Origin of the sequence: Rhodococcus sp. 21391 (assembly GCF_016772255.1) — a bacterium.
In the GTDB taxonomy this organism is placed as follows: Bacteria; Actinomycetota; Actinomycetes; order Mycobacteriales; family Mycobacteriaceae; genus Rhodococcus_F; species Rhodococcus_F opacus.
In genome coordinates this window covers 6,162,358-6,187,356 of the sequence record NZ_CP063781.1, presented here as the reverse complement: position 1 = coordinate 6,187,356, position 24,999 = coordinate 6,162,358, and the positions used below count along the sequence as shown (strand labels likewise).

At 69.7% G+C, this 24,999-nt stretch carries 15 protein-coding genes; 9 read left to right on the top strand and 6 right to left on the bottom strand.

The genetic code is table 11. The features are described 5' to 3' along the window. Positions 1-32: 32 nt before the first annotated feature. On the bottom strand, positions 33-10,616 hold the full coding sequence (locus GO592_RS28525; protein ID WP_007298439.1) for a type I polyketide synthase: 10,584 nt from the start codon (positions 10,614-10,616) through the stop codon (positions 33-35). 349 nt (positions 10,617-10,965) lie between these two features. Between GO592_RS28525 and GO592_RS28520 the strand changes: the two genes are divergently transcribed. Continuing rightward, a complete protein-coding gene (locus tag GO592_RS28520; RefSeq protein ID WP_007298440.1) occupies positions 10,966-11,757 on the top strand; it encodes a putative protein N(5)-glutamine methyltransferase in 792 nt (263 codons plus the stop codon). A 28-nt stretch (positions 11,758-11,785) separates the two neighbouring features. Here the strand turns inward: GO592_RS28520 and GO592_RS28515 are convergent, their stop codons facing one another. After that, positions 11,786-12,472, bottom strand: a complete 687-nt coding sequence (locus GO592_RS28515) for a helix-turn-helix transcriptional regulator (RefSeq protein ID WP_007298441.1) — start codon at positions 12,470-12,472, stop codon at positions 11,786-11,788. Between the two features lie 85 nt (positions 12,473-12,557). Between GO592_RS28515 and GO592_RS28510 the strand changes: the two genes are divergently transcribed. The 3 genes from GO592_RS28510 to ggt all read left to right on the top strand — a co-directional run bounded on the left by GO592_RS28510 (position 12,558) and on the right by ggt (position 16,694). Then, complete coding sequence (locus GO592_RS28510; protein WP_005253393.1) at positions 12,558-12,995, top strand: DoxX family membrane protein; 438 nt, start codon at positions 12,558-12,560, stop codon at positions 12,993-12,995. Positions 12,996-13,120: 125 nt separating this feature from the next. After that, the gene (locus GO592_RS28505) at positions 13,121-14,686 is read left to right on the top strand and encodes an FUSC family protein (RefSeq protein ID WP_039951814.1); all 1,566 of its coding nucleotides are present in this window, start codon (positions 13,121-13,123) and stop codon (positions 14,684-14,686) included. 37 nt (positions 14,687-14,723) lie between these two features. Next, a complete protein-coding gene (gene ggt, locus GO592_RS28500; RefSeq protein WP_039951760.1) occupies positions 14,724-16,694 on the top strand; it encodes a gamma-glutamyltransferase in 1,971 nt (656 codons plus the stop codon). 19 nt (positions 16,695-16,713) lie between these two features. On the opposite strand, the gene GO592_RS28495 is transcribed toward ggt, so the two are convergent. After that, positions 16,714-17,724, bottom strand: coding sequence for an LLM class flavin-dependent oxidoreductase (locus GO592_RS28495; RefSeq protein WP_007298444.1), 1,011 nt, complete (start codon positions 17,722-17,724; stop codon positions 16,714-16,716). A 113-nt stretch (positions 17,725-17,837) separates the two neighbouring features. Between GO592_RS28495 and GO592_RS28490 the strand changes: the two genes are divergently transcribed. Together GO592_RS28490 and GO592_RS28485 are read left to right on the top strand one after the other, a co-directional pair. Next, complete coding sequence (locus tag GO592_RS28490; protein ID WP_007298445.1) at positions 17,838-18,035, top strand: hypothetical protein; 198 nt, start codon at positions 17,838-17,840, stop codon at positions 18,033-18,035. Between the two features lie 9 nt (positions 18,036-18,044). Next, complete coding sequence (locus GO592_RS28485; RefSeq protein ID WP_007298446.1) at positions 18,045-20,426, top strand: glutamate--cysteine ligase; 2,382 nt, start codon at positions 18,045-18,047, stop codon at positions 20,424-20,426. On the opposite strand, the gene GO592_RS28480 is transcribed toward GO592_RS28485, so the two are convergent. Then, positions 20,398-20,829 (bottom strand): hypothetical protein, encoded by a 432-nt coding sequence (locus tag GO592_RS28480; protein ID WP_063709734.1) that lies wholly within the window; start codon positions 20,827-20,829, stop codon positions 20,398-20,400. The two genes, GO592_RS28485 and GO592_RS28480, sit on opposite strands and share 29 nt — an antisense overlap. A 467-nt stretch (positions 20,830-21,296) precedes the next feature. Here GO592_RS28480 and GO592_RS28475 point away from each other — a divergent pair, with 467 nt between their 5' ends. Together GO592_RS28475 and GO592_RS28470 are read left to right on the top strand one after the other, a co-directional pair. Further along, the gene (locus GO592_RS28475) at positions 21,297-21,596 is read left to right on the top strand and encodes a DUF4193 domain-containing protein (protein ID WP_005248611.1); all 300 of its coding nucleotides are present in this window, start codon (positions 21,297-21,299) and stop codon (positions 21,594-21,596) included. A gap of 9 nt (positions 21,597-21,605) precedes the next feature. Continuing rightward, positions 21,606-22,040, top strand: coding sequence for an SRPBCC family protein (locus GO592_RS28470; RefSeq protein ID WP_007298448.1), 435 nt, complete (start codon positions 21,606-21,608; stop codon positions 22,038-22,040). Positions 22,041-22,102: 62 nt separating this feature from the next. Here the strand turns inward: GO592_RS28470 and GO592_RS28465 are convergent, their stop codons facing one another. Then, positions 22,103-22,399: a hypothetical protein gene (locus tag GO592_RS28465; RefSeq protein WP_007298449.1), complete on the bottom strand. Its 297-nt coding sequence runs from the start codon at positions 22,397-22,399 to the stop codon at positions 22,103-22,105. A gap of 115 nt (positions 22,400-22,514) precedes the next feature. Further along, on the bottom strand, positions 22,515-24,338 hold the full coding sequence (locus GO592_RS28460; RefSeq protein WP_007298450.1) for a flavin-containing monooxygenase: 1,824 nt from the start codon (positions 24,336-24,338) through the stop codon (positions 22,515-22,517). Between the two features lie 220 nt (positions 24,339-24,558). Between GO592_RS28460 and GO592_RS28455 the strand changes: the two genes are divergently transcribed. Continuing rightward, positions 24,559-24,999, top strand: coding sequence for a YciI family protein (locus GO592_RS28455; protein WP_005253402.1), 441 nt, complete (start codon positions 24,559-24,561; stop codon positions 24,997-24,999).

Here is a 24,999-nt window from a genome sequence, read left to right as displayed (position 1 = left end):
TTCCCGGCGGCGATCACCCGCACTGTTTCGGGTCAGAGACCGCGATCGATGAGGTCGAGGATCTCCTCACTCGTCGCGGCGTGAATCTTGTCGACCGCGGCCGCATGCGCATCGTCGGACGTGCCGACCTCGGCCAACAGGCTTCCGAGGCGCTGCGCGATCGCCGACCGTGCCTCGCTGTCCTCGCCGAGTTCGGCGATCGTCGCGCGCAACCGGTCGACGTCGGCGAGAGCAACGGACATCGGATCCGGGACGAGTTCCGAGCGCAGGAACTCGGCGACCGCGCGCGGACTCGGGTGGTCGAACACCATGGTCGGCGGCAACCGCAGCCCCGTGGCGGCACCGAGATGGTTGCGGAGCGCAACCGCCGCCAGTGAATCGAAGCCGAGTTCCTTGAACGCCTGGTCGGGGTCCACCGAGTCCGACGCGTCGTAGCCGAGCACCGTGGCGGCTCCGCCCCGCACCAGATCGAGCATCAGGTGCCGCTGTTCGGGGATCGACCGGTCGGCGAGGCGCTGCGCCCAATCCGAGGGCCCGGACCCGCTCGCACCGGTCACGACCGCGTCCGACCCCGCGGCGTGCGGGCGCGATTCCCGGATCAGGCCACGCAGCGGGGCGGGAACGTACGGTGCGGCCGAACCGGAGTGGTCGAACCGTGCGGCCGCGACCGTGGGTGCACCGGCGGCCAGCGCGCTGTCGAAGAGGGCCAGGCCGTCGGCCGCGGGCATCGGAATCATTCCGCTGAGGCGGGCTCGGGCGAGGTCGATCGCACCGAGGTTGTCGGTCATGGCGCTCGGTGCCGCCCACATGCCCCACGCGATCGAGAGCCCGGGCAGCCCGAGGGCGTGGCGGTGATGGGCGAGGGCGTCGAGGAACATGTTCGCGGCCGCGTAGTTCGCCTGCCCGGGGGCCCCGAGGATGCCGGCGAGCGACGAGAACATGACGAACGCCCGGACGTCGGTGTCCGCGGTCAGCCGGTGCAGGTTCCAGGCCGCATCGACCTTCGGTCGCAGGACCGCGTCGAGCCGCTCGGGGGTGAGCGACGCGAGGGTGCCGTCGTCGATCACGCCGGCCGCGTGGATCACCGCCGTGAGCGGGTGTTCGGGCGGTATCCCGGCCAGCAGCGCGGCGACCCCCGACTCGTCCGCGGTATCGCAGGCAACGATGCTCACCTCGGCACCCAGACCGCGCAGTTCGCTGCGCAGTTCGTCGCTGCCCTCGGCGTCGGGTCCGTGCCGGCTGGTCAGCAGCACGTGCCGTGCCCCGTGCTCGGTCACCAGGTGCCGGGCTACGAGAGATCCCACCGTGCCGGTGCCGCCGGTGACCAGAACGGTGCCGTCGGGATCGAACGGTGTCGGTTCGTCGACGGCGGGCATGCGCCGCAACCGAGGTGCGCGCAAGGTGCCGTTCCGGGCCGCCAATTGCGGTTCCCCGCTCTCCAGTGCCGACGTGATCGCGGCCTCGGCGTCCGATGCGTCGTCCAGGTCGATCAGTACGAACCGGTCCGGGTTCTCGTTCTGTGCGGAGCCGACGAGACCCCACACCGCCGCGGCCGCGAGGTCGGGACGAGCGTCGTGGTCCTGCCCGTCGTCGGTCGCCATGGCGTTGCGTGTCACGATCACGAGCGGGTTGTCGGCGACAGCCTCGTCGTCGAGCCACTCCTGGAGCAGTCGCAATACCCGCGCGCATAGGTCGTGGGTCGCGTCCGGACCGTGGTCGCCCTCGGTCGCACACCCGACCAGCACCGTCCACGGACGCAGGTCGTCGCCGTCCGGCCTGGACTCCATCGCGGTGCGCAGCGCCTCCAGGTCGGGATAGCGCGGGAACGTCGAGCCGACACCCGGGTCGCCGAACCCCTCGGCGCCGAGGACCACCGCCGGACCGGGGGCCCGTTCGGACGTGGCCACCTCCACCGGGATCCAGGCGGCCCGGTGCAGTCGCAGGGCCGCCGACCGGCCTGCGTCCTGCCCGTCGCCCGTCCTCTGCGTCACCCGCAGCGCGTCGACGGTCAGCACCGGCTCGCCCGCGGGGTCGACGGCGGCAACGCGGTACCGTCCGTCCTCGCCGGCGGTGAACCGGGCGGTCATCGCCTCTGCGCCGACGGTGTGCAGACGGATCCCCGACCAGGTCAGCGGCCAGCCGTCCCACCCGAGGAGGGGTTCGATCGCGGCCTGCAGCAGTTCCGGGTGAATACCGAAACCACTCGTGTCGGTGCCTTCGTCGAGGCGCACCTCGGTCTCGGTGTCGCCCGGGTCCTGCTGCGGCACACCGGCGGCAGGGCCGACGACGTCGTCGATCGTCGCCGAAGCGTTCCGAATCCAGCTGTCCGGGCCGTCGGTGTCACCCGACTTCGACGTGATCGTGACGGTGCGAGCGCCGTCGGTGCCGGGCGGCGACACCAGCACGCGAATCGAGGCCAGTCCCGACGACGGGAGGACGAGCGGGTGGTGCAGGGTGAGTTCGTCGATGTGGTCGAGACCGACGCGGTGGGCCGCGTGCAGGGCGAGTTCGACCGGCACCGCAGGCAACAACGTCTTCGCTTCGACGGTCGACGGCTGGTCGCCGTCGTCGATCGTCGGTGGCACGAGCCATGGATCCCGGTGCAGGGACAGCTGTCCGGTGAACAGGGTCGCGTCGTCGTCGAGCGTCACCGCGGCACCGAGCAGCGGATGATCGGCCGGGGTCAGACCCAGCTCGGTCGGGTCGCCGGTATGTCGGGTGGTCGCCGTCGGCCAGTAGGAGCGGCGTTGGAATGCGTAGGTGGGCAGGGCCACCCGGCGGCGACCGGGCAGCACCCGATCCCAGTCGATGGTGGCGCCCTGCACGTAGGCGGCGGCGACCGCCTCGATGATCCCGTGTGCTTCGTCTCCGCGTCCGGGCAGCGTGGCGATCGTGTTCGGGACGACCTCGGCGGCGAGCGCCGCCAGGGCCGCGCCGGGACCGACTTCGACGAGGCGGGTGACGCCGAGTTCGTCGAGGGCGCAGACGCCGTCGTGGAAACGCACCGCGTGCCGGATGTGCCGGGTCCAGTAGTCCGGGGCCATGAGTTCCTCGGCGGTGGCGACGCGCCCGGTGACGTTGGAGACGACCGGAATCTTCGGCGGCTGCGCCGTCAGCCTCGACACCACGGCGGCGAACTGGTCGAGGATGGGGTCCATCAGGGTCGAATGGAAGGCCCGCTCGACCCGGAGGCTCGTGGTCTTCAGACCGGCGGCGGACAGTTCGGAGGCGACGGCCTGCACGTCGCGTTCGGCGCCGGCGAGAACGACGGATTCGGCGCCGTTGACGGCCGCGAGATCGACGCGCCCGTCGATCCGCGGCAGGATGTCCTCCTCGCGTGCCCGTACGGCGATCATCAGACCCGGTTTGGTCGACTGCATCAACCGCCCACGGTCACCCACCAGAGCGGCGGCATCGGGCAGGCTGAACACTCCCGCGACGTGTGCCGCGGTGATCTCGCCGATCGAATGGCCGATCAGGTAGTCGGGAGTGATGTCCCAGTCCCGCAGCAGCCGATAGAGCGCGACCTCGATGGCGAACAGTGCCGGTTGGGTGTATTCGGTGCTGTCGAGCTTCGCGCCGCCGCCGTCGGACTCGTCCCAGATCACTTGCCGTACCGGGGTTTCCACGTGCTCGTCGAGTGCGGAGCAGACCTCGTCCAGTGCCCTCGCGAACACCGGGTACGTCTCGTAGAGGCCGCGGCCCATCCCGATGCGCTGCGCACCCTGGCCGGTGAACATGAAGGCCGTCTTGCCGCGGGCGCTCGTGCCGGTGACGACGTTGCCGCCGGGTCGCCCCGTGACGATGCGGGCGAGGCCGTCGCGCAGGTCGGCCAGTGTTTCTCCGATCACCGCGGCGCGGTGGGTGAATCCGGATCGGGTGGTGGCCAGTGAGTAGGCGAGGTCGGCCGGATCCGGGAGTTCGGACTCGTCCGTGTCGAGAAACTCCGCCAACCGGGTGGCCTGCGCCCGCAGCGCATCCCCGGTCTTTCCGGAGATCACCCAGACCAGCGGCGACGCCGACGGAGAGACCCCCGGCGCCGTGTCCTCGGGCGGCTGTTCGAGGATCATGTGCGAGTTGGTGCCGCTGATACCGAACGACGAGACGGCCGCCCGCCGGGGTCGTCCGGTCTCCGGCCAGGCAACCGATTCGGCGAGCAGCGAGACCTCGCCTGCGGTCCAGTCGACGTGCCGGGTGGGGACGTCGCCGTGCAGGCTGGGTGGCAGCATCCCGTGCCGCATCGCCATCACCATCTTGATCACGCCCGCGACGCCCGCCGCCGCCTGGGAGTGGCCGATGTTCGACTTGACGGAACCGAGCCACAGCGGCCGGCCCTCCCGGCCCTGCCCGTACGCGGCCAGCAGTGCCTGCGCCTCGATCGGGTCGCCGAGCGTGGTGCCGGTGCCGTGTGCCTCCACGGCGTCGATGTCGGCCGGGCCGAGCGCGGCGTCGGCCAGCGCCTGGCGGATGACCCGTTCCTGGGACGGCCCGTTCGGGGCGGTCAATCCGTTGGACGCTCCGTCCTGATTGACCGCCGATCCGCGGATGATCGCCAGCACCCGGTGGCCGTTGCGCCGGGCGTCGCTGAGCCGCTCCAGCACCACCATTCCCGCGCCCTCGCTGAGCCCGGTGCCGTCGGCGCGGTCGGAGAACGGCTTGCAGCGTCCGTCCGAGGCGAGCCCGCGCTGGCGGCTGAACTCGATCAGCACACCGGGTGTGGACATCACCGTCGCGCCGCCGGCCAGCGCCAGCGCGCATTCCCCGTCGCGGAGCGCCCGCGCCGCCAGATGCATGGCCACCAGCGACGACGAGCAGGCCGTGTCCACGGTGACCGCGGGACCGGTGAAGCCGAGGGAGTAGGAGATCCGGCCGGACGCCACGCTGTTGCTCGTCCCGGTCATCAGATAGCCCTCGGCGTCGACGTTGCGCTGAGTCATCAGGTGGAAGCCGTAGTCGCCGCCCATCAGCCCGACGTACACGCCGGTGTCGGTGAGGCCGGGCGCGGTCGGCCGGATTCCCGCCTGCTCCAAGGCTTCCCAGGCGCTCTCGAGAAGCAGCCGGTGCTGCGGGTCCATCGCGATCGCCTCGCGCGGGCTGATCCCGAAGAACGCGGCGTCGAATTCGTCTGCGTCGTAGAGGAACCCGCCCTCCTTCATGTACGTGGTGCCGGCCCGGTTGGGGTCGGGGTCGTACACCTCGTCGAGATTCCAGCCCCGGTTGTGGGGGTAAGCGCCCACGGCGTTGCGGCCGTCCCGGACGAGCCGCCACAGGTCCTCCGGGCAGTACACCTTGCCCGGGTATCGGCACGCCATTCCCACGATCACGATCGGGTCGTCGTCCCTGCGGGCACGCGTCGGCCCGGCCGGCTGCGGAGCCGTATCGTCGCCGAGCAGGCGCGCCACCAGCTCCTGGGTCAGCGCGTCCGCGGTGGGATGGTCGAACACCACAGTCGCGGCCAGTCGCACACCGGTGGCGGTCGCCAGCTGATTGCGCAGTTGCACCGCGGTCAGCGAGTCGAAACCGAGTTGTTTGAAGGCACGTTCCGGGTCGATCGCCTCCTTGCCTTCGTGACCCAGCACGGCCGCCACGTGGGTGGTGACGACGTCGAGCACGCGGCTGTGCCGCTCGGCGGGGTCCAGCGCCCGCAACTCCTCGGCCAGACCGGTCGGGGAATCGGCGGCAGCGGCGCGGCGACGGCGGACGCCGAGCACCCGGCGCAGGATCGGCGGCAGCGACTCACCGTCGGATCGGGAGGCCCTCGTCGAGAGCCGTATCGGCACGATCAACGGACGGTTCACGGCAAGGGCAGCGTCGAACAGGGCCAGACCCGACTCCGGACTGATGGTGTCGATGCCACTGCGCTGCAATCGGTCGAGGTCGGCCGCATTCAGATGGGACGTCATGCCGCTGGGCCGGTCCCACAGTCCCCAGGCCATGGACGTCGCGGGCAGCCCGCGGGCGCGGCGGTGCTGCGCGAGTGCGTCGAGGAAGACATTCGCCGCCGCATAGTTCGCCTGGCCTGCGCCGCCGAGCACACCCGCCGCGGAGGAGAACAGCACGAACGCGGACAAGTCCCGGTCCCGGGTGAGTTCGTGCAGATGCCAGGCACCGTCCACCTTGGGACGAAGGACGGCGTGCAACTGGTGTTCGGTCAGGGTGGCGGCGGTGGCGTCCTCGAGCACTCCGGCGGCGTGGATCACGCCGGACAGGTCGGGAATGCCGGCAAGGAGAGCGGCCACCGCGGCGCGGTCGGCCACGTCGCAGGCGACAGCGTTGACCTCCGCCCCCGACTCCGCGAACTCGGCACGCAGTCCGGCCGCACCCTCGGGATCGAGCGCGTGCCGTCCGGTCAGCAGCAGCCGGCGCACCCCGTGCCGCGCGACGAGGTGGCGGGCGATCAGTCTGCCGATGGTTCCCGTGCCGCCGGTGATCAGGACTGTGCCGTCCGGGCCGAAGATCGCGGGTACCGGTTCGGGTGCCGCCGCAACGGGTGTCACCGCGGCGAGCATGGGCGCCAGCAGTACGCCGTCCCGGATGGCCAGCTGAGGCTCGTTGCAGGCCAGGGCCATGGAGATCAACGAAGGGTCACCGGCGTGTGCGTCCAGGTCCACCAGGGTGATGCGGTCCGGGTGCTCGTTCTGCACCGCGCCGATCAGTCCCCACGCGGGGGCGGCGGAGACGTCGTCGACGGGATCGTCGTCGCGGACCGCCACCGCGAGCCTCGTCGTGACCAGCAGGCGAGTCTCGGCCAGGCGATCGTCGCGGAGCCAGGACTGGACCGCCCGCAACGTCGCCTCCGCGGCGGCGTGCGCCCGAGCCGGCGTGTCCGGTTCGTCGCCCGGTTCGCGGTCGAGCCACAGCACGCGACCCGCCGGATCACCGCCGGCAAGCGCCTCCTCGAGCGGCATCAGGTCTGCCGGAGCGGTGCTGGACGCACCCACCGGCATCCACTCCACGCGGTAGAGGCTGTCTCGCACCCCGGCGGCAGGCACGCCCGCATCCCCGAGCGGCCGCAGCGCCAGCGATTCGGCGGTCAGCACCGGACTGCCGGCCGCGTCGTACGCGAAGATCCGGTAGCGCTCGGGTCCGGTCGTGGTGACGTGCACGCGCAAGGCGGTGGCGCCCACGGCGTGCAGTTGCACCTTGTCCCAGGCGAACGGCAGCCGGACACCGGAGTCTGCGGCTCCCAGCGCAATCACGTGCAGCGCCGCGTCGAGCACCGCCGGATGGATCCCGTATCCCGCGACCGCCGCAGCCGGGTCCTCTCCGCTCAGCCGCACCTCGCCGTACAGGTCGTCGCCGCGCCGCCACGCCGCGCGGAGACCACGGAAGGCCGGGCCGTACTCGTAGCCGGCCTCGTCGAGCACGTCGTACAGGCCTCGAACGTCGATCGGCGTGGCATCGGCGGGCGGCCAGGGCTGTTCGGGGGAGTCGGCGGTGTCCACGGCCGCCGCGAGCGTGCCGGTGGCGTGCCGGGTCCACGGGGTGTCCTGCGCGGCATCGGCAGGCCGGGAGTGCACCGACACCGTGGTTCGACCCGCCTCACCGTCGGCGAGCACGCTCACCTGCAATGCCACCTCACCCTCGGCGGGGATCACCAGGGGTGCCTCGATGGCGAGTTCCTCGAGCCGGCCGCACCCCACGCGGTTCCCCGCGTGCAGGGCGAGCTCCACGAAAGCCGTTCCCGGCAGAATGACGGTGCCGCTGACGCCGTGGTCGCTCAGCCATGGAAGGCGTTGTGGCGACAGCAGACCCGTGAACACCGCGCCCCGGCCGTCGCCGAGCTCGACCGACGCGGCGAGCATCGGGTGTCCACCCGTTTCCATGCCCGTCGACGCGAAATCGCCCTGTGGAACCGGACTTTCCAGCCAGTAGCGGCGGTGCTGGAAGGCGTACGTGGGGAGGTCCACCCACTGCTGCCGATCGTCGTGTCGAGCCCAGCGCACCCGATCCCACTCGACGTGCAGCCCGTGCACCTGTGCCTCGGCGAGTGCGGCGGTGAACTGGCGGAGGCCCGCGCGGTCGCGCCGGATGGTGCCGATGGCGCGGCCGGCGACACCCGCCGCGTCGAGGGTTTCCTGCAACGGCACGGTGAGGACGGGGTGGCTGCACGACTCGACGAACAGTCGATACCCGTCCGCGGCCAGTGATCTCGTCGCTTGCTCGAACCGGACCGTCCGTCGCAGATTCCGGTACCAGTAGTCCGCCTCCAATGCGGTGCCGTCCAGCACACCACCGGTCACCGACGAGTAGAACGGAATTCGCGACCGGCGGGGAGTGATGGAGGCGAGGACGTCGAGAATGGGTTCCCGCAGAACGGAGACGTCCGCGCAATGCGACGCGTATTCCACCGCGATCCGCCTGGCCTGGACGCCGTCGCCCTGCAACTGCCCGACCAGGAGGTCGAGGGCGTCGACGGGTCCGGAGATCACCGTCGCGGACGGCCCGTTGATCGCCGCGACCTCGACGGCGCCGGCCCAGGGCTGAATCTTTTCCCGCACGATGTCCGCCGGCAGAGCCACCGAGGCCATTCCCCCGCCCCGCCGGGCCGACGCGCCGATCACCCTGCTGCGCGCGGCCACGACGAGTGCCGCGTCCGGAAGGCTCAGCGCACCCGCGACATACGCGGCCGCGATCTCGCCTTGTGAATGTCCGACGACGGCCGCCGGTTCGACGCCGTGGGAGCGCCACAGCTCCGCGAGACCGACCATCATCGCGAACAACGCCGGTTGCACCACGTCGACCCGGTCCAGCGCCGCGGGATCGCGGTCGCGCAGCACGTCCAGCAGCGAGAAGTTGGTGTACGGGGCCAGCGCGTCGGCGCACTCCCGCACGGTGTCGGCGAACACCGGCGACGTGTCCAGTAGCTCGGTGGCCATGCCCACCCACTGCGAACCCTGGCCGGGGAAGACGAACACCGGCCGGTCGCCCGCTTCCAACGCCACACCGGTGACGACGTCGGCGCTGGGCGCACCTCGGCCGAGTGCGTCGAGGCCGCTCAGCAGACTCTGGGGCCGTGCGCCGATCACGGCGGCGCGGTGATCGAACGCGGCACGGGAACCCAGTAGTGTGCCTGCCACCGTGGCGGGCGTCAGCTCGGGGTGCTCGGTGACGTAGTCGCGCAGCCGTTCGGCCTGGGCGCGCAGCGCGGGCTCGGTGTGGCCCGAAAGGAACCAGGCCACGACTTCGTCCGGGGGAGTAGCTGATTCGGAAGTAGTCGGCTCGACCGGTGGGGACTCCTCCAGGACGACGTGCGCGTTGGTGCCGCTGATGCCGAACGACGAGACCGCCGCCCGCCGGGGCCGATCGGACCCCGGCCACTCCCGGTTCTCGGTGAGCAACGACACCGAACCGGCGGACCAGTCGACGTGCGGGGTCGGCCGGTCGACGTGCAGCGTCTTCGGCAGGACACCGTGCCGCATCGCCATGATCATCTTGATCACCCCGGCCACGCCGGCGGCCGCCTGGGTGTGCCCGAGGTTCGACTTCACCGAGCCGAGCCACAGCGGCCGGTCGGCGGGGCGGTCGCGGCCGTAGCCGGCCAGCAGGGCGGACGCCTCGATCGGATCGCCCAGTTTCGTGCCGGTCCCGTGCGCCTCGACCACGTCGACATCGCCCGGGCCGAGTCCCGCATTGGCCAGCGCCTGCGCGATCACCCGCTCCTGAGCCTGCCTGTTCGGGGCGGTCAGGCCGTTGCTGGCGCCGTCCTGATTCACCGCACTGCCGCGGATGACGGCCAGTATCCGGCGGCCCTTGCGCTCTGCGTCGGACAGGCGTTCCAACGCGACCATCCCCGCACCTTCACCCCACGCCGTTCCGTCCGCAGCAGCCGAGAATGCCTTGCACCGGCCGTCCCGGGCCAGTCCTCGCTGGCGGCTGAACTCCACGAACACCGCGGGGGTCGCCATGACGGTCGCCCCGCCCGCCAGCGCCAGTTCGCACTCGCCGCTGCGCAGCGCCTGCATGGCGAGGTGGATGGACACCAGCGACGACGAGCACGCGGTGTCCACCGTGATCGCGGGTCCGTTCAGGCCGAAGCTGTAGGCCACGCGACCGGACGCGACGCTCATGGCGTTGCCGGTGATGAAGTACCCCTCAAGGTCCTCGGGCGGCATGCCGCCCGCCCGCGCCGCGTAGTCAATGCCGGACAGCCCCGTGAAGACGCCGACCTGGCGGCCGTGCACCGACCGCGGATCGATGCCGGCGTGTTCGAACGTCTCCCAGCTCGTCTCGAGGAGAAGTCGCTGCTGCGGGTCCATCGCCAGCGCCTCGCGCGGCGAGATGCCGAAGACCTCGGGGTCGAACCCCGCCGGGTCGTCGAGGAAGCTGCCCTGCACCGTGTATGTCTTGCCGGCCTGCTCGGCCGTCGGATCGTAGAGGTCCGCCAGGCCCCAGCCCCGGTCCTCGGGGAACCCGGCGACGGTGTCGGTGCCGGACTCCACCAGGCGCCACAGGTCCTGCGGCGACCGCACCCCGCCGGGGAACCGGCAGCCCATCCCGATGACGGCGATCGGTTCACGGCTCACACCCTCGACCTCGCGCAGCTTCTCCCGCGCTTGGTAGAGCTCCGCGGTGACTCGCTTCAGATAGTCGAGGAGCTTCGCCTGATCGGCCATATCGGGGTCCTATCCGAGATCCGCCTCCAGTAGCGCGGAAACCTCGATTGTATCCGCCACCACCATGCGGAGGCAGCGGTCCGAGCATCACCTTCGATCGATCTGCCTGGTCAATTCGGGCAGGTCACATGGGATACCCGCCGCTGCTCCGGTCCACACCACTTCCGGTTATTCGGATGCCCGGCGACCGCTGAGGGAGGTAGTGTGGCGACTCCGAGCAGGTTCCGTATCGAGGAGGTGAGACCTGTGTCCGTTCGTTCAGTTCGGGTGCTCTCACTCCGCGACCGCGCGGTCGTACCGACATAAGGTGACCGGGAGAGCGCCCATCGGCATTCCGGAAGGCTCTCCCATGTCAGTGTCTCTCTCACCGTCCCTCGAATTCGTTCTCGTCACGAGGCTTCGCGCCGCCGGCTGTGTGTTCGCCGAGGACGAGGCCCGCTTGATCGTCTCCGCGGCCCGGACGTCCGACGAACTCGCGTCGATGCTGGACCGCCGCGTCGCGGGCGTCCCCCTCGAACACGTCCTCGGCTGGGCCGAATTCTGCGGGCTCCGGATCGCGGTCGATCCGCGGGTGTTCGTGCCGCGCCGCCGCACCGCGTTCCTCGTCGAGCAGGCCGCCGCCCTCGCGTGCCCGCGCGCTGTCGTGGTCGACCTGTGTTGCGGTTCGGGCGCGGTGGGGGCCGCGCTCGCCGAGACGCTGGGGGACGGCATCGAGTTGTATGCGGTGGACATCGACCCCGCCGCGGTCCGGTGCGCGCGACGCAACGTCCCAGACCCCGGCCGGGTGTTCGAGGGCGACCTGTACGAACCGTTGCCCACCACGCTGAGGGGAAGCGTCGACGTCCTGGTCGCGAACGCACCGTACGTGCCCACCGACGCGATCCGGTTGATGCCGCCGGAGGCCAGGTTCCACGAACCGCGGGTCTCGCTCGACGGCGGCGCGGACGGACTCGACATCCAGCGGCGGGTGGCCCTCGGGGCGCGCGACTGGCTCGCGCCGGGCGGTCATCTACTGATCGAGACCAGTGCGAGCCAGGCCGCGCTCACCGCCGAAGCTTTCGCCGAGGCCGGGTTGATCACCCGGATCGAGATCTCGGAAGACATGGACGCCACCGTCGTGGTCGGCGCCAACCCCAGGTGAGTGCCGAAGCGTCCCGGGGCACGCTTTGTCACTCACATGCGGGTGGCTGCTCACTTTCGATCCGCACGCAGCAGTACCCGTCGGCGGGTGCCAGTGTGGCGCGGCGATCCTCGCATCCCGCGCCGTCGAGCAGTCCGGAGAGCAGCGCGAGGTTCATTCCGCACACCATGTCGGTGTGCTGCCGGGCGAGCGTGTCGAACGGGCAGTTGACCAGGACGATGGTGCCGTCGCTACGGCGCGGTTCGTAACCGCACGTCGCGAGCGCCGCGAGCAGATCGTCGTCCGTGCAGCCGGTGTCGGCGCCGAGGCCGCGCCCGAAGTCGTGGGCACGCGCGGAGAGGGCCGCCCGCGGTGATGCGCCGGTGGCCTCCGCGTCCTCGATCGCCCGGGCGAACAACTCCCCGGCGAGCGCGTAAGCCCGCGCGGGCAGGTGTACCGAGAATTCACGGTCGGATCGTCGGTAGAGCTTGGCGGGCCGCCCCGCGCCCGGACCCGACCGCCCCCCGCGCCGCGCGAACTCGACGGCCAGTAGCCCCTCGTCGGCCAGCTTCTCGAGATGGAACGCGGACGTCGAGCGGGCTAGTCCCAGCGCCTCGGCGACGTCGTCGCGGCTGACCGGCGTCGTCTGCGTGCGCACGTGGTCGTACACCCGCCTGCGCACCGGCTCGTCGAGGGAGGAGACGGCCGAGACGTCCGAGCGTGGAGTGTCACCCATGGACCCATTGTAAAACCGAGAACCGTTGACTTAATTGCGCGAGAAATTCTATAGTGAATGCACATAGTTTTTAGAAGGAGTCGTCATGGCTACCAACACACCCCACGAGGTCAGCCACGGTTCGCACACCCTGGCCGACCCCGGCTATCAGGCCTTTCTCGTGCTGCGCACGGTCTTCACCGTGGCGCCGATCGTGTTCGGGCTGGACAAGTTCACGAACTGGCTCACCGACTGGCCGGCCTACCTCGCGCCGTGGATCGACGGCATCCTGCCGGGAACCGCGCAGCAGGGCATGTACGCCGTCGGCGTGATCGAAGTGATCGCAGGAATCCTCGTCGCCGTGGCGCCGCGGATCGGCGCCTGGGTCGTCGCGGCCTGGCTGGCCGGAATCATCGTCAACCTGGTCACGCTGTCCGGGTACTACGACGTCGCACTGCGCGACTTCGGGTTGCTCGCCGGTGCCGTCGCTCTCGGCCTGCTCGCCGCGGAGTACGGGCGCCCGCTCCACCGCCCCCACACCTGATCGGTACCGCGCACCGCACGTGAGATGCACCTCATCGACTGTTTCGAGTGACTCGACCGCTCGTAGTCTGTGTGGTCGTGTCGGTAGGTGCGCAGGACCAGGGAACCGGGTCTCGGGATCACGGTGTGCCGATCCCTGCGCCGGCCCCGGCACGCTCGTTGCTCCTGGGGGTACCCAAACAGGGTCGGCGCTGGCCGGGCGTGGTCCGCGCCGCGGTGGGCGTGTGCCTGCCCGCGCTGGCGGGCGTCGCGCTCGGACACTCTGCGGTCGCCGCGACGGCGACGCTGGGAGCCTTCGCCGTCGTCTACGGCGAGGGCAGGGCGTACCGGGTGCGGTGGCGGGTGGTCTCGATCGCCGCCGCCGTGATGGTGCTCCTCGCCGGTGTCGGCGCCGCGGTCGGCGCGCTCGTTCACGACGCGACCGCGGCGGGCGGTTCCCCGCTGTGGGGGATGGCGCTCGTCCTCACGATGACCGTCGTCGTGGCCGTCTGCGCCTTCGTCGTCGACGGGTTGCGGCTCGGGGCGCCCGGTGCCTTCCTTCCACTGCTCACGGTGGAGATCTCGTCCGCGCTGCCCGCCCTCGGTGTCTCCGTTTCGGAGGTGACGTCCTGGGCGGCGGCCGGTGCGGCGTCGGCGTTGCTCGTGTCGATGTCGGGGCTGCTTGCGCGTCCACGCACCCCCGAGCGGGCCGCGGTCGCGACCGCGGTCGCCGCGGTCGACGCCGCACTCGCCGACTCGCCCGCACCGAATGCCCGCCGGGACGCGGTGCGGTCGCTGCACGCCGCCTGGCAGTGCCTCCACGACGCGGCCCTCGTCGGCCGCGATCATCCGCTCACCCGCACGTTGCGTGCGGCTCACCTGCGGTGCGCCGCCGTGGTCGACGGCCACGACGCGGACCACGCCTCCGACGAAGACGACCTGCGGCCGCAGGTCCCGCTGCCCAGGCCGTCGATCCGCTACCGGCTCGCGCGGGCGGCACATTTCCGGGGCCGGTCCTGGACGATCGTCGCGCGACTGCTGGTCGCGTGCCCCGCTGCCGGTCTCCTGGCGCTGGGTCTCGGTGTCGCCCGCCCCGACTGGGCGGTGATCACCGCGGCGATGATCCTGCACCAGGGCCCGGACCGGGTGCTGGGGACGTACCGCGGGCTGCACCGGTTCTTCGGAACGGTGCTCGGACTCGCTCTGTTCGCAGCGCTGGCGACGCTCGACCTGTCGCCGGCCGCGCTGGTACTCGTCGTGGCGCTCCTGATGGCGGGGACGGAAGCCTTCCTCGTCCGCAACTACGGCCTGGCGATGGTGTTCATCACCCCGCTCGCGTTGGTTCTCGGCGGTCTCGGAACGCACGTCGACCTCGTCGCCGTCACCCGGGACCGGCTTCTCGAGACCGTCCTCGGCGTGGCGGTGGCGCTCCTCGTGCTGTGGGCCGTGCTTCCGGGTTCGTACCGGCGGATCCTGCGCGACGCGGACGAGCAGGTGGCCGGGACGATCGGGCGGCTCGGAGATGCGCGGGAACCGGCTGCCGTCGCGGAACTCTGCCGCGATCTCGAGTTCGATCTGCACAGTTCCACCACCGCCGCGATCACCGCCGCCCACACCGACCCGGCGTGGACCCTCGACCGGTGGCCCGAGCACCACCACCTCCACGAGCTCGGCTACCGAATCCTCACCCGGCACTTCGGACCTCGTCTTTAGCCGGTCGGCACCGGATCCCCGCTGTTAGGGTTCGGTGATGGGTCCTGTGACGGGAATCGGAACGGCAATTCGGGCCTCGTTGGCCGCGGCTCTCTGCGTCGGCATGCTGGCCGCGTGCGCGTCGGACGAGGAACCGCAGAGCGATCCGGCGGCCACCTGTGCGGACGTTCCCAACGGCACCCCGATCGCCAAGGCACCGCCGCCCCCCGGCCCGGCGCCGACCACCCAGAACCTCGCGACCAACCCCGAGATCGCCACCGTGTACCGCTCCGGGATGGTGCCGGTGACCACCGCGTCGTACGCGGTCTCCACCGCCAATCCCGTGTCGACGCAAGCCGCGTGCGAGGTGTTGCGGGACGGGGGCACGGCCGCCGACGCGCTGATCGTGGCCCAGACCGTTCTCGGGCTCGTCGAACCGCAGTCCTCCGGAATCGGGGGTGGGGCGTTCCTGCTCTACTACGACGCCGGGCAGAAGAGCGTCGAGGCGTACGACGGTCGCGAGGTCGCGCCGATGGCGGCGACGGAGAACTACCTGCGCTGGATCAGCGACACCGACCGCACCGAGCCCAAGCCCGACGCCCGGGCGAGCGGGCGGTCCATCGGGGTTCCCGGGGTGGTGCGGATGCTCGAGCTGGCGCACCGCGAACACGGCCGGGACCAGTGGCGGGAACTGTTCGACCCGGCCATCTCGCTCGCGGACCAGGGGCTCGAGATCAGCCCCCGGATGGCCGGGCAGATCGCCGAGTCCGCACCCGATCTGGCGCTCGACGAGCCGTCGAAGGCGTACTTCCTCAACCCGGACGGCAGCCCCAAGCCGGCGGGCACGAAGCTGACGAACCCGGCCATGGCCAAGACGCTCGGTGCGATCGCGGCGGGCGGTGCCGACGCCTTCTACACCGGGGCCATCGCCCAGGGCATCGTCGATGCGACGGCGACGGCGTCGGGCGGGCGCACCCCCGGACAGATGACTCTCGGTGACCTCGCGAACTACCAGGCGAAGAAGCGGACGGCGCTGTGCACGCCGTATCGGGACCACGAGATCTGCGGCATGCCCAACCCGTCGTCCGGCGGGACGGCGGTCGCGGCGACGCTCGGCATCCTGGAGAACTTCGACCTGTCGGAGTACGGGCCCACGAACCTCGACGACAACGGCGGGAAGCCGACGGCGGAGGCCGTGCATCTCATCTCCGAGGCGGAGCGACTGGCGTACGCCGACCGGGACAAGTACGTTGCGGACTCCGATTTCGTTCCGCTGCCGGGCAATTCCCTCGACACGCTGCTGAACGAGGACTACCTGAAGCAGCGGGCCGACCTCATCGACCCCGGCAAGAGCATGGGCACCGCGCAACCCGGAAACTTCGGTCCGGTCCCGCTCGGTGTGCAGCCGCAGGACAAGGAACACGGCACCAGCCACATCTCGATCGCCGACCAGTACGGCAACGTCGCGTCGATGACGACGACGGTGGAATCGGCGTTCGGCTCGTTCCACATGACGGACGGCTTCGTTCTCGACAATCAGCTCACCGACTTCTCGGCCCAGCCCGTCGGGCCGGACGGGACGCCGCTCGCCAACCGCGTCGAACCGGGTAAGCGGCCCCGCAGTTCGATGGCGCCGACGCTCGTCTTCGACCGCAGCAGCGACGGGTCGCTGGGGGACGTCCAGTACGTGACGGGGTCTCCGGGCGGTTCGGTGATCATCCAGTTCGTCGTGAAAACGCTCGTGGGAATGTTGGATTGGGGTCTGAACCCGCAGCAGGCGGTGTCGGCGGTCGACTTCGGGGCCGCCAACACCCCGGTCACCGGCGTCGGCGGGGAGCATCCGAACATCAACGCGGTCAACGACGGCGCCGACGACCCGTTGATCGTGCAGTTGCGGGCAATGGGTCACCAGGTGTCGGTCGCACCGCAGTCCAGTGGGCTCAGTGCGCTGCAGCGTCAGGACTCGGGGTGGGTCGGCGGCGCGGACCCACGACGGGAGGGCGCGGTGATGGGTGACGGTACGGGTTAACGCACCGCCACCGCAGGAATCACGCCTGTTCGATGAGCGGGGCCACCTTGGTGCCGAGCAGTTCGATCGCGCGCATCACCTTGTCGTGGGGCAGCGGCCCGACGCTGGGGTGCAGCATGAACCGTTCGATGCCCAGGGTGTCTCGCATGCCGACGATCTTCTCGGCCACCTGTTCGGGGTTGCCGAGCACGAGCGAACCGCCGGGTCCGCGCAGACCGTCGAATGCCTGCGGGTTCATCGGTGCCCACCCGCGTTCGCGTCCGAGGCCGGTCATGGCCGCGGCGTACGACGGGTAGAACTCCGATACCGCCCGGTCCTCGGTGTCCGCGACGTAACCGTGCGCGTGGACGGCGATGGGCTGCGGTTCGTGCCCACCCTCCGACACCGCACGGCGGTGCAGGTCGGCCAGCGGTGCGAATCGGGCGGGTCGTCCGCCGATGATCGCGAGCGCCATCGGCAGGCCGAGCAGTCCGGCGCGAGCCACCGACTCGGGATTGCCACCCACCCCGACCCAGATGGGAAGGGGACGTTCGGGCCGCGGGTAGACGGACTGGTCCGTCAGCGCCGCCCGGTGCCGTCCCGACCAGTTCACGGTCTCCGAGTCGCGGAGGGCGAGTAGCAGGCCGAGTTTCTCGACGAACAACTCGTCGTAGTCGGCCAGGTCGTAACCGAAGAGCGGGAACGATTCGGTGAACGAGCCGCGACCGGCCATCACCTCGGCGCGCCCGTCGGAGATCAGGTCGAGGGTGGCGAATTCCTCGAACACCCGTACCGGGTCGTCGGAGCTCAGGACGGTGACCGCACTGGTCAATGCGATGCGGGACGTCCGGGCGGCAGCGGCCGACAGCACGACCGCGGGTGCCGACGCGGCGAAGTCCGCGCGGTGGTGCTCACCGACGCCGTACACGTCGAGGCCGACCTGCTCGGCCAGGACGACCTCTTCGAACAGATCCTTCAGACGCTGCCGCGGCGACACCACCCCGGACCCGCCGGAACCGACCTCCGCGAACGTCGTCAACCCGAGTTCCATCGCACACCCTCGCTCTAGATAGTTGAATCATCAATTAGGCGGTGTAGCTGCGTGGGTGGAAGGGATATTCCGTCCGATGATTCAGACCCGGGTGGGCGGGGAACCCGACGACCATGGCGAAATACCGAGTGATCGATCCCCAGGGCAGTGTCGTCGAAACGAAGGAGATTCCGAGCGCCGGTGACGCGCACGCGTGGTTCGTCGACGTTCGCGCGGACAATTCCGAACTCGGATGGCGGATGGAAGTCGACGAGGACGGCACCTGGGCGTTCTTCGACGACACCGAGGGTGCCACGGAGAAACAGAAATAGAGGCACATCGTGCTCGCCAGCGACCCACGGAAAGTGGGCGTCGAGGAGGAATTCCACCTCATCGATCTGAAGACCCGGCGCCTGACCACCCGCGCGCCGGAGTTGCTGGCACGACTTCCCGACAACGTGTACGTCGACGAACTCCAGCAGTGCGTCGTCGAGGTCAACAGTGGTGTGTACGCCGACCTCGACGGCCTGCGGAACGATCTGGAGCGACACCGCAGGCTGCTCGTCGACGCGGCCGAGGATCTCGGCATCGGCGTAGCGGCCGCGGGCTCGGTGCCGCTGGCGTTGCCCGCCGAGATGCACGTGACGGGAACGCAGCGCTACGGGCGCATGCTCGCCGACTATCAGGTGCTCGCCCGCGAGCAGCTGATCTGCGGCACGCAGGTTCACGTCGACCTGCCCGATCGTGACGAGGCCGTGCAGGTCGCGCACCGCGTTGCTCCGCACATGCCCGTCCTCCTCGCGCTCAGCGCGAGTTCCCCGTTCCGGTCCGACGGCGCGGACACCGGCTATGCCAGCGCGCGCACACTACTGTGGCTGCGCTGGCCCAGCACGGGTCCGGCCGCACCCGTCTCCTCGGCAGCCGAATACAGCGCCCTGATCGACGACCTGGTCGCCAGCGGGGTGATCAGCGATCCCGGCATGGCGTATTTCGACGTCCGGCCGTCGGTGAAGCTTCCGACCCTGGAGTTGCGGGTGTGCGACAGCTGCCCGCGACTGGACACGGTCCTGCTCGTCGCCGCCCTGTTCCGTGCGCTCGTGGAACGCGAGGTGGAGGGATTGCGCGCCGGGAGGAAGGGCGTCGAGGTACTCCCGACCCTGACGAGGGCGGCGCTGTGGCGGGCGGCCCGGTCGGGGTTGGAGGAGGAACTCGTCGACGTGACGGTTCCGCAGGCACGTCCTGCGTCGGAACTCGTCGGCGACTTCGTGAATTCGCTGCGCCCCCAGCTCGAGAAGACCGGTGACTGGGACCGCGTGGTGGGGTTGTCCGCCGAGGCTACCGCCCACGGGAGTTCCGCCGCCCGGCAACGTCAGGCGCTCGGTCGCCGAGGCCGGCTCACCGACGTGGTGGATCTGCTGCTGGCGGAGACGGCGGGCCGCACCGAGCATCTCCCCGACGTGGAGGTGCCGCCGCCGCGCGAACCCGGCCCGAAGTCGACCGGGGCGGGCCGGACCCGGAGATATTGGAGCGCGAGGTTCTGGGACCGCGGCGACACCGCCGACATGACCTGGACGGAGTCGACGGAGCTCGACGAGAAGAAGCTCGTCGAGTGGCGCCGCGACCTGCACGCGCATCCAGAACTGTCGTTCGAGGAACGCCGGACCACCGGAGTGGTGCGCGATCATCTCGTCGGTCTCGGGCTCGAACCCGTCCTGATGCCCGGCGGAACCGGCCTGTGGTGCGACGTCGGTCCGGAGACGGGCGAGTGCATCGCGCTGCGGGCCGACCTCGACGCGCTGCCGGTCGCCGAGACAACCGGTCTCCCGTTCGAGTCGAGGGTGCCCGGAGTGTCACACGCGTGCGGTCACGACGCCCATACGACGATGCTGATGGGCGCGGCATCCGTCCTGACGAAATACCCGCCGCCGACCCGCGTCCGTCTCGTCTTCCAGCCGGCGGAGGAGACCACCCCCGGCGGGGCGGTCGACACGATCGCCGCGGGCACACTCGACGGGGTGTCGAAAATCTTTGCACTGCACTGCGACCCGCACCTCGAGGTCGGCAAACTGTCCACCCGGACGGGGCCGATCACGTCGTCCAACGACTCCGTCACGGTGCGGTTGTGGTCGGCGGGCGGCCACACCGCCCGACCTCACCTGACCGGCGATCTGATCCACGCGACCGCCGTCCTGGTGACCGGACTGGCGTCCGTACTCGACCGCCGGATCGACGCCCGCACCGCGACCGTCCTCACCTGGGGGAAGGTGGCCGCCGGGCAGGTCGCGAACTCCGTGCCCGAATCGGGTGAACTGGTGGGCACCCTGCGCAGCGCGTCCCGCGAGACGTGGGCATCGCTCGAACCGCTGGTCACGGACACGATCTGTCACCTGCTCGCGCCGTACAACGTGCGGTACGAACTCTCCTACCTGCAGGGCGTCCCGCCCGTCGTCAACGATCCCGACTGCACCGCCGACCTCCGGGAGGCGATCGAATCGGTCGTCGGCTTCGACCACCTGGCCGAGGCACATCAGTCCAGCGGCGGCGAGGATTTCGCGTGGTACCTCGAGAAGGTTCCGGGCGCGATGGCCAGACTCGGCGTGTGGGACGGGATCGGCACCCGGCAAGAGCTTCACCAGCCGGGGTTCAACCTCGACGAACGCGCCATGATCCACGGGGTCCGGACGCTGGTCGCGCTCACCCGGCTCGAAGACCAGTCCGGGTGACCGCGGCGTCAGGCCGGTTTGGCGGCGGCATCCGCCAGTTTCGGCACCAGTGCCTCGACGGCGTACGGGAGGCTGAGGACGTTCCAGATGAGGACGTCGACGTCGACGATGTCGAGAACTGCTCCTTGCTGCTGGTGAACGCGTCCCGATCGCCTGCGAGTTGTGCGATCTGCTCCGGGACGACGAACCCGAGCGACGTCATCAGACGTGAGCGCGGGTCGTTCGGGGAGCGGACGTAGAACGTTCGCCTCGTACGCGAATCGGCCTCACCGGTGAACTGTCCGCGGTTGAAGACTTCGGGGTGCGTCCCGCCGCGCGCGTCCTGGGTCCAGGCCCACGTGGCGTCGGCCAGGCCGACCCCGGCACTCACGGTCAGGAACTTGCGGTGGTCGAGCGTTCGCATCCACGTACCTCCCTGTAGGTGAGGCTGACCTACAGGGAGTGGCCCCGGCCGTGCATCTGCGGCGGAAACGGGGGAGTCGGCTCGGGAATCGGAGGTGTCGGCGGAGGTCCCGGAGGTCCCGGCGGTTCCGGCTGTGGTCCGGGCTCGGGAGGTGCAGGTTCGGGGCCCGGCTCGGGCGGAAACGGGTGAGGCGGTGTCGGCGTCGGCGGCACCGGAGGAGGGCCTGGATCCGGCGGCACCGGCTCCGGGTCCGGCACGGGATTGCCGAGCTCGTCGTGGGCACTCGTCATCAACTGACCACCTTCCGATCGGCTGATTGAGTGGTACCCGGAACGGGCATCCCGCAATCACGGGCCGAGCTGTGGCCGCCCGGGAACAAAACGCGGGATCGGTGCGTTGTCTAGCAACCGTGCCCCGCAAGTGTGGAATTTCACGACACGGGGAACATGAGCCAAAGGGAGGAAGTCATGGCAACCGACTACGACGCACCACGGGTTACCGTCGACGACGAACTCGCCGCGGACTCGCTCGAAGAATTGAAGACACGGAGGAACGACTCGCAGTCGTCCGTCGTCGACGTCGAGGAGACCGACACGGCGGAGTCTTTCGAACTGCCCGGCGCCGACCTGTCCGGTGAGGAACTCACGGTCCGCGTCGTCCCGAAAAGGGCCGACGAATTCACTTGCAGCAGTTGCTTCCTGGTCCATCATCGGTCGCGTCTCGCGTCCGAAGAGGGCGGACAGCTGATTTGCCGCGATTGCGCATAGGAGGCCCGAGTGGCGGAGGTCAGTAGAACGTTCACCGTCGCCGCACCGCTCGAGAAAGTCGTCGCGTACCTGCGCGACTTCGCGAACACCACGGCCTGGGATCCCGGGACCGACAAGTGCGAGCAGACCACCCCCGGCCCGGTGGCGGTGGGCACGGAATGGCACAACGTGTCGTCGTTCTTCGGACGCACCACCGAACTCACCTACCGCATGACCCGCGACGACCCCGATCACGTCGTCTTCGAAGGTCGCAACAAGACCGCAGTCACGTCGGACGATCTGGCGTTCGAGAGGGTGGACGACGCCTCCACGTCGATCACCTACCGCGCGCAACTCCACTTCACCGGCCTGGCGCGATTCGCCGACCCCGTCGCCCGCCTCGCATTCGAGGTGCTCGCGGCCAAGACCGTCAAACAGATGACCGGGGTTCTCGAAGCGAGGTAAGCGGTACCACGATTCACCAGCGCCCTCACTCTCGACGAGTGAGGGCGCTTCGTCCCCTCGGATCAGGGTATGATCCGGTCCTCGTGATCCGAAAAGATCCGCCGCACACTGTGTTTGCGGGTGACCGGGTCGAAACTGCGCGTGGGTATCCAGACCGCGAAGTACATCGCCCGGACCAGCCACACACCGATCCACGAGACGCGTGCCTGCTTCGTCAACCCGTGGGCGCGCAGCGTGCGGGGGAGTGATGCCGTGTACTCGAAATACGACTTGCGAGACGACAGCATCCGCCGGCCGGACACCTGTACCTTCATCCCGGGCAGCATTGCGATCTTGAGCGCTACGTGGCGCTCATCCACCCACAGTTCGACTCCCTGGCGGCGGCAGTGGGGGCATCGACCTCGACCGTGTGACCGGTGCGCGCCTAGGCGCCCCGCACCGGTGATGCGGGGCGCCGCTGCATGTCGGGGGCGATCAGCTGAGGTGATGCACCTCCTGCAGCCCGTAGACCGGTGTCGGGATCTCCTCGTGCCGGGCCTTGAGCTGCAGAGCGAGATACAGCGAGTAGTGCCGCGACTGGTGCAGGTTGCCGCCGTGGAACCACAGCGCTTCCTGCTGGGTCGGCTTCCACATGTTGCGCTGCTCGCCCTCCCACGGTCCGGGGTCCTTGGTGGTGTCGGAGCCGAGGCCCCAGCACTTTCCGACCTTGTCGGCCACTTCCTGACCCATGAGGTCGGCGGCCCAGCCGTTCATGGACCCGTAGCCGGTGGCGTAGACGACGAGGTCGGCCGGCAGTTCCGTCCCGTCGGTGAGAACCACGGCGTCCTCGGTGAGATGGTCGACCTGTCCGGACACGAGGTGGATGCTGCCGTCGGCGACGAGGTCGGACGCGCCGACGTCGATGTAGTAGCCGGACCCACGGCGCAGGTACTTCATGAACAGACCGGACCCGTCGTCACCGAAATCGAGCTTGAATCCGGCCTTTTCCAGTCGGTCGTAGAAGTCCCTGTCCCGTTCGGCGATCTTCTGATAGATCGGGATCTGGAACTCGTGCATGATCTTGTACGGCAGCGACGCGAACGTGAGGTCGGCCTTCTCCGTCGTCATTCCCGCCGCGACAGCGCGCTCCGAGTAGAGGTCGCCGAGGCCGAGATCCATCAGGGACTCCGACTTCACGATGTGCGTGGACGACCGCTGCAGCATCGTCACGTCGGCGCCGTTCTCGAAGAGCGCCTTGCAGATGTCGTGAGCCGAGTTGTTGGCTCCCACGACGACGACGCGCTTCCCCACGTAGGCGTCCGGACCGGGGTGCTGACTCGAATGGTGCTGCTCGCCCCGGAAGACGTCCTGGCCCGGGAACGACGGGACGTTCGGCTTGCCCGACATGCCGGTGGCGAGCACCAGCTGCTTCGGGTGGAGTACCACGTCCTCGCCGTCGCGGTCGAGGACGACGGTCCACTCCTTGGTCTCCTCGTCGAACGTCGCGGATGTGCAGGTGGTGGACGACCAGTACGGAATTTCCATCACCTTGGTGTACATCTCGAGCCAGTCGCCGATCTTGTCCTTCGGCGCGAAGACCGGCCAGTTGTCCGGGAACGGCATGTAGGGCAGGTGGTCGTACCAGACCGGGTCGTGCAGGCACAGCGACTTGTAGCGGTTGCGCCACTGGTCGCCGGGGCGTTCGTTCTTGTCCACGACGATGGCCGGGACCCCGAGTTGGCGCAGCCGCGCGCCGAGCGCGATGCCGCCCTGGCCACCGCCGATCACGAGAACGTACGGCTGGCGGGTGTAACCGAGTTCCCGCTCCTCGATCTCCCGTTTCTCCGTCCAGCTCAGGGTGTCGCCGCCGGAGCCGTGAACTGCACCCTTGACGCGGTTCCGTCCCCGGCGTTCCTCGTGGCCCTTCAACTCCTGCAGTGTGGTGAGGAAGGTCCACGCCTCGTCATCCTTCAGGCGCAGGTGTCCCTTGCCCCGGCCCGTCGCGGTCTCGAATTCGATCCACGCCGAGGTGACGCCGTCGGCCTCGTCCGGTGTCTCGGTGGTGCGGAAGTTGACGGGGTCGGTGTCGTCCAGGCGTGCGTGCAGCATCGCGGCGACGGCGTCGCGTCCCTCGACCGTCTTGAGGTTCCAGGTGAACGCCACCAGGTCGCGCCAGAAGCTGTCGACTGCGAACATGCCCGCGGCGCGGTCGACATCGCGCGCGGCGAGAGCGGATTCGAAGCTCGCCAACCACAGGTCGACTCGTTCCTGAGGTGTCAGGGACGTCTGCACCGCAGTCGGCTGGACCGTCTGTGTCATGTACCTCTCCTTCGCTTGGTATGTGACATACAGCACACTCCGGAGTGGGGCGGGCGGCAAGCGTTGCATCGTGTTGCAATCCCGCCCGTGAGTACTTGTCAACGTCCCGCGGTTGATAAGTACTCACGGGGTGAATGTCGAAATCCGTGGTGGCCCGTTCGACGTACTGTGTGAGTCCACGGCAAGAAGGCCTGGACCGACCACAATCGAGGAGGAAATCATGCGGGTCATGGTGATGATCGAGGGTGCAGGTGCCGACGAAGACAAGATCGCCCCGACCGAGGAAATGCTGGCCGCGATGGGCGCGTACAACGAGGAATTGGTGAACGCGGGCATCATGCTCGACGGCCAGGGTCTGAAGCCGACCAGCGCAGGCGCGCGGGTGGTGTTCGAGGGCGGCACGACGTCGGTGGTCGACGGCCCGTTCACCGAGTCGAAGGAGATCATCGCGGGCTACTGGATCTGGGAGGTGCGATCCCTCGAAGAGGCGATCGAGTGGGTCAAGAAGTGCCCCGCCGACCCCGGCACCGGAATGCGCCAGCTGATCGAGGTGCGGCCGATCTTCGAGTCGGAGGACTTCGGGGACGAGTTCACTCCGGAGCTGCGGGAGAAGGAAGAGGCACTCGCGGCGCGGATCCGCGAGCAGCACCCGAACGGCTGA